The following is a 7,685-nucleotide window of genomic DNA, read 5'->3' on the forward strand; positions in this document are numbered from 1 at the left end:
TGTGCATGGGGCTTTTTTAGTTTATAGGATTTCAAAAAATATGTTACCAGTCATCGCTTTAGTAGGTCGCCCTAATGTAGGTAAATCTACGCTTTTCAATCGTTTAACTCGCACCAGAGATGCGCTAGTTGCCGATTTCCCCGGTTTAACGCGTGACCGTAAATATGGTCAAGCCAAAGTTGAAGAACTTGAATTTATTGTTATTGATACCGGTGGTATTCAAGGCGATGAAGAGGGCATTGATGCGTTAATGGCTGAGCAATCATTAATTGCAATAGAAGAAGCCGATGCCGTATTATTTTTAGTAGATGCACGAGTAGGTTTAACCGTTGCCGATGAAGCGATTGCCGCGCATTTACGTAAGCAAAACAAAAAAGTCATGATCGTGGCGAATAAGATTGATGGTATTGATGCGGATTCAATGTGTGGTGAGTTTTATGCCTTAGCATTAGGCGAAGTTTATCAAATTGCAGCTGCGCACGGTAAAGGTGTGCGTCAAATGATTGATGCTGCACTAGAAGAGTTCCATCAAGAAAATCCAATCTCAGATGAAGTTGATGAGTATGAATTTGCATTGGATTACGATGATGAAGACGAAGATGAAATTGCTAAAGAGCAAGAACGTTTAGCCGCTTTACCGATTAAACTTGCACTGATTGGCCGTCCTAATGTTGGTAAATCAACATTGACTAACCGTATCTTAGGTGAAGAGCGAGTATTAGTATTTGATATGCCGGGTACAACGCGTGACAGTGTTTATATTCCTATGGAACGCGATGGACGTGAATATATTTTGATCGATACCGCCGGTGTTCGTAAGCGTAAAAAAGTCAATGAAACCGTTGAGAAATTCTCTGTTATTAAAACTTTAAAAGCGATTGAAGATTCAAACGTTGTTATGTTGATTATTGATGCGCGTGATGGTATTTCTGATCAAGATTTAAGCCTATTAGGTTACACCTTAAATTCAGGCCGTTCATTAGTGATTGCAGTGAACAAATGGGATGGCATGACAGAATACGATAAAGAACGTGTTAAAACAGAATTGGATCGCCGTTTAGGCTTTATCGATTTTGCTAAAATTCACTTTATCTCTGCCCTACACGGTACGGGTGTTGGACATTTATTTGAATCAGTAGAAGAAGCTTATATCTCTTCAACTAAACGAATCTCAACGGCGATGCTTACCCGTATTATGGGTATGGCAACAGATGACCACGAGCCACCAATGGTTGGCGCACGTCGTGTTAAATTACGATATGCACATGCAGGTGGTTATAACCCACCGTTGATCGTTATTCACGGTAACCAAGTTAAAAAATTAGCTGACTCTTATAAGCGTTACTTAATGAACTATTTCCGCCGTACGTTAGGGATCATGGGGACACCGATCCGTATCGAGTTTAGAGAAGGAAGTAACCCATTTGAAGGCCGTCGTAATAAACTAACACCGCATCAAATGTATAAACGTCAACGTTTATTACGCAACTACGCTAACAGTAAAAATAAGAAGTAATATGCAGTTATCTTGTCCAGATTGTGAATCAGAGTTAACGCATAGTGGCGAATTAAAACGCCATTGTTCAAGTTGCAACAGTGATTTTGTAGTTAACGTTTGCTGTCGTGAATGTGGACAACCATTGCAGCGTTTAAAGGCCTGTGGTGCGGTGAGTTTTTGGTGTGAGCATTGTAATGAGCTAAAGAGTAAATCGACAGCCATTTACAGCTTAGTGAAACAAGCATAGCACTTGCCATATTTGAAAATAAACTAAAAGTTAAACCCAAAAAGTAATGATAAAAAAAGGGAGTCTCTACATTATGTAGTCACTCCCTTTTTTATACTTTCAATTTTAAATGCTGGACAATAATAGAGGCTTTTAAGCTTATATATTTAATGCCTAATCTCTAATGACTAATGACTAATGTCTAATGTCTAATGTTTAATGTTTAATGTTTAATGTTTAATGTTTAATGTTTAATGTTTAATGTTTAATGTTTAATGTTTAATGACTACACTTATGAGCATAAAACCTAGGTAACAGAGCCTTCTATTGTTACTTATTTTTTCTCTTCTATCACTTCAAACACTCTGATTACTTGTTTAACGCCTTCAACATTACTGGTAATGTTGGTCGCAAAGTCAGACATCTCTTTGGTTACTTGACCAATTAAAAATACTTCTGCATTTTCAGTAACCACTTTAATTTTTAAAGGGTCGACTTTATCGTGTCCAGTAAGCTTACTTTTGACTTTAGCCGTTAGCCAAGTATCTTGTGTTTGTCTGACTAGGCCGATGGTTTGACCGATGCGTAGTTGGTTATAAACCCCTTTAATACCATCAATATTAATCAATATATCTTCTATTTTATTACTATTCGCCTGGCTATCTGCTTGTCCAATTAATAAAATAAAGCTGTTATTAGTGACGATGTTAATGCGCATATTTTTATTATATACGTCTGAGTTAACGACTTTATCAATGGCTACCATGGATAAACGATCATCTTCAATTTGTTGAGAAAGAGTACGCTCATCACTATTAACCGCGACCGCGGTACCAGCAGCAACAATCAAACCACTCGCACAACCTTGTAACAGTGCAAAGCATAATAAAGCGGGTAAAAAACGGGTTATATATTTCATAATTTTTCCTAGAGACGGTGAATCTTTCAAGTTTATTTTACAACGAGTTCCTGGTTTTTTATATAAGCCTAGGTTGATGTCCGGTAGTTAGCGCACATAAATAAGTGAAAAGGCACTATAAATAGTCATCAAACCGTTTACTTGGCATCACTACAGGGTGTTGTTCTTTATTGTTTATCATGACTTAGATAAGCAGGCATCCTTTGTCTGCTTCGATCAAAACACCTCATGGAACACAAGATCAAAGTAGTAACGAGCAGTAGGCTTAATACTGTGGGAATAATTGTTGATCGATTAAGTCACTTAAACAGTTAACCACGAGTAAATGAATCTCTTCAATGCGTGCACCTTTATCACTTGGTGCCCGTATTTCAATATCATCTGCTCCTAATAAGCCTGCAATTTCGCCACCATCAACCCCTGTCATAGCAACAATTTGTATATTTTTACTGAGTGCTGTTTCAACGGCTTTCACCATATTACGGCTATTACCACCATGGCTAATAGTAATTAATACATCACCCGGTTGTGCTAATGCAGATATTTGGCGTGCATAAATTTGGTCAAAATGGCTATCACTGGCAATCGCTGAAACTAACGATGAATCGGAAGTGATCGCGATGGCAGGTAAAGCAGGGCGATCTGTTTCATAGCGGTTAAGCAAGTGTGATGCAAAAATTTGTGCTAAACCTGCTGCACCACCATTACCGCAAACCAGCAGTTTATGGCCATTGATTAAACAATCTTTGAGTAATAGTGCTGCTGCTTCTATCTGCTCTGGCAGCGCTTCTGCTGCAACGATTTTAGTTTGAATGCTCTCTGCAAAGTGAGCTTGAATTTTTTCATTAATCATGTGACATGTTACTCTTGAAATGCATCTTGTATCCATTGCGGTGTTGATGTTTTTTCACTGATCGCGACCACATCAAAACGGCAATAGGGTTCACTATTAAGTTGCGATAAATAATGCTTTGCTGTTTTAATTAATTTCTGTTGTTTCTGATAGGTTACGGAGGCCGGTGCGCCACCATAATCTTGATTTTTCCTATACCGTACTTCAATAAAAACCAATGTATCTTGGTCTGACATAATCAAATCTATTTCACCGAATCGGCAATAGAAATTTTGGCATACAAGCAATAAGCCTTGCTGTTGTAAAAAATCCAAGGCTTGTTGTTCGTATTTTACGCCACTGTTATTACTGGCCTGAAACAGACGAGGTAACTTCAACGAGTTCGCCTTCTTGGTATTTTGCCCAGTGTAACTTACTACGTAACGTATTGCGCTGATCTAATGTTAACTCACCCACTAAACCTTGATATTTATATCCTTCAATAACTTGCATTTGTTTTAACTGCTCAATTAAATTGTAGCTGTCATAACCCAATGCAAACAAACGTAATGTTCTAAAGCTTTGGTGTGGCCAGATTGCTTGAATATTTTTATTCATCTGACTGTCGTCATCCATTAAAAAGGCAATGTCTGAAAACGTCAGTTCAGAAAGTTCTTTATTTTGAATATTAGCTAAATCAGAAGCATGGCTTCGTGAACTTGCATAAAGAGGAATACTTTTAGCAAAAGGGCTGACTGTCACCGCAATAAAAGGTTTCAATAAAATTAATTCACTACGGCTACTAATAATATAGATAGCATCCACATCGCGGCGGCTTCTGAGCTCCGATTTAATACCATAGCCAACCACCGATCTCATCTGGTTAATACGTTGTTGGCTTTTATCTGTTTGTAATGCCGTCGATATTAACTTTGGATACTCTGATTTAGCAGCAAAATAATGCGTTTCAGCAGGATACCCCTCTACACCATAATCAGACTCTGCTTGTTGCTCTTCATTTAACGCTATCCAACGTGCTTCAAATGCAGCTGCAACGCGCTCACCAAATTTAGATTTTGGCGCTAATAATAAAGGTTTTTTATGATTATTTTTGAAGATCATTTCTGCAGCTTGTTCAGCTTCATTTTCCGGAGAAAGTGGAAACGCGTAATGAATTGATGAGCTTGCCGCCGCTGATTCATCATCCTCTTGGAAGCGATTTAAAGCTAATACTGGAATATCTGTAATCAAAGGTAATAACTGATCAATATTAGATTTCACTAAAGGACCGATTACAAAATCAATACTTTGAGCATGTAGTTGGTCTGCAATTGATTGTGCAGTGTGTTTTGTTGTGTCAATAAAAAGCAAATCGGCTGGAGGCGATTTTAACTCACTAGGAATAATGATCTCAGGTGTATAAGCGATTGTCGGGTCAGACTCTTTAAACTGATCTTGTTCATTATCTAACTGCTTTTTCAATGCTAATTGATTATAAAAAGCATGGCTGATGCCATATTGTATTGCTTCAGCTGGTTTCTTGAATCGACCAGATAATGGTAATAACACGGCAATCTTATTTGCTTTGTAAGGAATCGCCTCTTCAATGTTAGTTAATTGCGTAGGCATATAATTAATAACAGGGTGACTTGAATAAGCTAACTTCCAAGCGTCCACCGCTTGCAGTAATTGATTATTGCGTAATTGATAGCGTTGATAAACGCTAGCTAATGTGTACCAGCCATGTACAAACATCTCTTTTTGCTGTGTAACAAGTGCTGTTTGTGCATTCGTATTTTCACCCGTTGCATCGGTTACTAGGGCTTTATTTGAGAATATTTCTGCGCTTGACGTAACTTTTTTAAATTTGTTTAAAATACTTGGGTCTAATAACGATAGCTCATTTAGCAACAAATCATTGTAAGTTTGTTTATCTTGCTCCGTGGTTAATAGAGGCGTTAATTCTAGTAATGTATCGGACGCCGCCTGATGTTCTTTGTTACTAACTTGTAAATCAACTTTTATTTTTAAGTAGTGTAGATTCGCCGGCGCACTTAATACATTTTGAGTAATCTTTTTAAGTATTGCATCGGTTTTATCAAATTGATTAAGCGCATAGTCATTTTCAGCAATCAATAACAATAAATGATTTTTTTGTTGTGTCGTCAGCGTTTTCTTTTGTAAATGCTCAATCACAGAATCTGCCAAAACAAACTTATTTTCCTGTGTTAAGGCTTGTACAGCGGCTAATTGCCATGGCGTATTGTCAGCTTCATCGAGTTTATCGGCTTGTTTTAATAAATATTGTGCTGATTCATTAAACTCAGTAAATAATGTTGGTGCTGTACTTTTATCTGGCTCAATGACAGAACAAGCGGACACAAACAACATGCTCAAAACCATGAGAGGAAAGTATAAAGCGCGTTTAGATAAGATTGCAGTGTTCAAATTTTTTGTCCTTTTTAATCAAACCAATCTCAGATCAGTTTTCAGATAGGTATCAAGATGCCTATAGTGTAATATTGCCGACTTAGTTAAACAATCCTTAACACTTTAATAGAGTCAAATATGTCTGAAAATAATCAATTAAATAACGAAGTAAGCGCAAAATTGTATATTGTTGCCACTCCTTTGGGCAATATTGGAGATATTACTTACCGCGCCATTGAAATATTAAAAGGCGTTGATTTAATTGCAGCAGAAGATACCCGCCATAGCGGTAAACTATTAAGTTACTACCAAATAAGCAAGCCTACATTTCCATTACATGATCATAATGAACGTCAACGTGGCAAAGTGTTAATTGAAAAAATTAAAGCAGGACAATCTGTTGCTTTGATTTCAGATGCAGGTACGCCCCTGATCAGTGACCCTGGTTACCATTTGGTTAATGAATGTCGTGAAGCGGGTGTTGATGTTGTGCCTGTGCCAGGTGCCTGTGCAGCTATTACTGCGCTTTCAGCGGCAGGTTTACCTTCGGATAGATTTTCATTTGAAGGTTTTTTACCGGTTAAAGAAAAGGCGAAAACGGAGAAACTCACCGCTTTAGCAGAAGAAACACAGACCATGATATTTTATGAATCGCCACGCCGTATTCAAGATACGGTGAAACATATCATTAATATTATGGGTGCGGATCGTAAATTAGTGATTGCACGTGAATTAACTAAAATGTTCGAGTCGTATTACGTGTTGCCAGCTGGTGAAATGTTGGATTGGTTAGGGCAAGATACTAACCATTGCCGTGGTGAATTTGTATTGATGGTAGCTGGTGCGAGCAAAGATAAAGATGCACTCTCGGTAGAAGCGATCAAAACACTTACTTTATTAAAAAAAGAGTTACCGCTTAAAAAAGCAGCAGCGATCACCGCTGAAATTCATCATCTTAAGAAAAATGACCTTTATAAATGGGGCCTAGAAAATTTATAGGTTGAATATAGGCTGTACTAGTTTTCTACTTCACCTTTCAAACTATAAATCTACCTTTAATAAGTAAAGGCAGATTTATAGTTCTTGGTTTAGTCCATGTATTACTTTAAATATCTAATGAACCTTAATCTATAACTGCTTTTAATCTATAATAGCCTTTTATCTATAAATACTTTTAGTCGATAAAATGACTTAATTTGTTAATGCTAGTCGTTTGAAAAAACGAAATAGTTTACTTGCTTGCTTATTATTTGAATTTAAGAATTGTTACTGTAATTATAATTGCTTTAACTACTTGTAGTGTGATCGCTTTACCGTATAATACGCCGCGGAGTTGGCCAGATCGTCGCCGCTTTGATTGCTTAAGATGTATTTCTAAAGTATTGAAAAGGGGAGGAAAGTCCGGGCTTCAAAGGGCAGGGTGCCAGGTAACGCCTGGGTAGCGCGAGCTAACGACAAGTGCAGCAGAGAGGAGACCGCCTGCTAATTTATTAGTAGGTAAGGGTGAAAGGGTGCGGTAAGAGCGCACCGGCTAGTGGGTAATCATTAGTGCAAGGTAAACTCCACCCGAAGCAAAACCAAATAGGCTTCCTGAGGCATGGCCCATGCTGGAAGCGGGTAGGTTGCTTGAGCCTGTGAGTGATTGCAGGCCTAGACGAATGACGATTCAACGACAGAACCCGGCTTACAGGCCAACTCCAACCATTTTAGCCCCTGTTTACTTAATGTAAACAGGGGCTTTTTCGTTTATAGAGTTTTAGTTTTATATTTAAATCACTTG

At 37.9% G+C, this 7,685-nt stretch carries 7 protein-coding genes and 1 other RNA gene; 4 read left to right on the forward strand and 4 right to left on the reverse strand.

Annotated features, from left to right (window positions below; genetic code table 11):
• Positions 1-40 precede the first annotated feature (40 nt).
• Positions 41-1,516, forward strand: a complete 1,476-nt coding sequence (gene der, locus H592_RS0116880) for a ribosome biogenesis GTPase Der (RefSeq protein ID WP_028869808.1) — start codon at positions 41-43, stop codon at positions 1,514-1,516.
• 1 nt (position 1,517) lies between these two features.
• Positions 1,518-1,745, forward strand: coding sequence for a zinc ribbon domain-containing protein (locus tag H592_RS0116885; protein WP_028869809.1), 228 nt, complete (start codon positions 1,518-1,520; stop codon positions 1,743-1,745).
• 313 nt (positions 1,746-2,058) lie between these two features.
• On the opposite strand, the gene H592_RS0116890 is transcribed toward H592_RS0116885, so the two are convergent.
• From H592_RS0116890 to H592_RS0116905, 4 genes are all read right to left on the reverse strand, one after another.
• Positions 2,059-2,643, reverse strand: coding sequence for a BON domain-containing protein (locus H592_RS0116890; RefSeq protein WP_028869810.1), 585 nt, complete (start codon positions 2,641-2,643; stop codon positions 2,059-2,061).
• A 265-nt stretch (positions 2,644-2,908) separates the two neighbouring features.
• A complete protein-coding gene (locus H592_RS0116895; RefSeq protein ID WP_182690220.1) occupies positions 2,909-3,496 on the reverse strand; it encodes a D-sedoheptulose-7-phosphate isomerase in 588 nt (195 codons plus the stop codon).
• Positions 3,497-3,504: 8 nt separating this feature from the next.
• Positions 3,505-3,873, reverse strand: coding sequence for a YraN family protein (locus H592_RS0116900; protein ID WP_028869812.1), 369 nt, complete (start codon positions 3,871-3,873; stop codon positions 3,505-3,507).
• Positions 3,842-5,923 carry a penicillin-binding protein activator gene (locus H592_RS0116905; protein WP_051369228.1) on the reverse strand — a complete coding sequence of 694 codons (2,082 nt, stop codon included), beginning with the start codon at positions 5,921-5,923 and terminating at the stop codon, positions 3,842-3,844. The genes H592_RS0116900 and H592_RS0116905 overlap by 32 nt, the downstream gene beginning before the upstream one ends.
• A 120-nt stretch (positions 5,924-6,043) precedes the next feature.
• Between H592_RS0116905 and rsmI the strand changes: the two genes are divergently transcribed.
• Both rsmI and rnpB read left to right on the forward strand, forming a co-directional pair.
• Positions 6,044-6,904 (forward strand): 16S rRNA (cytidine(1402)-2'-O)-methyltransferase, encoded by an 861-nt coding sequence (rsmI, locus tag H592_RS0116910; protein WP_028869814.1) that lies wholly within the window; start codon positions 6,044-6,046, stop codon positions 6,902-6,904.
• A gap of 330 nt (positions 6,905-7,234) precedes the next feature.
• An RNA gene (gene rnpB / locus H592_RS23385) (RNase P RNA component class A) lies at positions 7,235-7,608 on the forward strand.
• The last annotated feature ends 77 nt before the right edge of the window (positions 7,609-7,685 follow it).

Origin of the sequence: Psychromonas arctica DSM 14288, from assembly GCF_000482725.1 — a bacterium.
Lineage (GTDB): Bacteria > Pseudomonadota > Gammaproteobacteria > Enterobacterales > Psychromonadaceae > Psychromonas > Psychromonas arctica.

Excerpts from the sequence above, each read along its gene's own strand:
- H592_RS0116890 (WP_028869810.1), bottom strand. The coding sequence starts at position 2,643 with ATGAAATATATAACCCGTTTTTTACCCGCTTTATTATGCTTTGCACTG.
- H592_RS0116885 (WP_028869809.1), top strand. The coding sequence starts at position 1,518 with ATGCAGTTATCTTGTCCAGATTGTGAATCAGAGTTAACGCATAGTGGC.
- rsmI (WP_028869814.1), top strand. The coding sequence starts at position 6,044 with ATGTCTGAAAATAATCAATTAAATAACGAAGTAAGCGCAAAATTGTAT.
- der (WP_028869808.1), top strand. The coding sequence starts at position 41 with ATGTTACCAGTCATCGCTTTAGTAGGTCGCCCTAATGTAGGTAAATCT.
- H592_RS0116895 (WP_182690220.1), bottom strand. The coding sequence starts at position 3,496 with ATGATTAATGAAAAAATTCAAGCTCACTTTGCAGAGAGCATTCAAACT.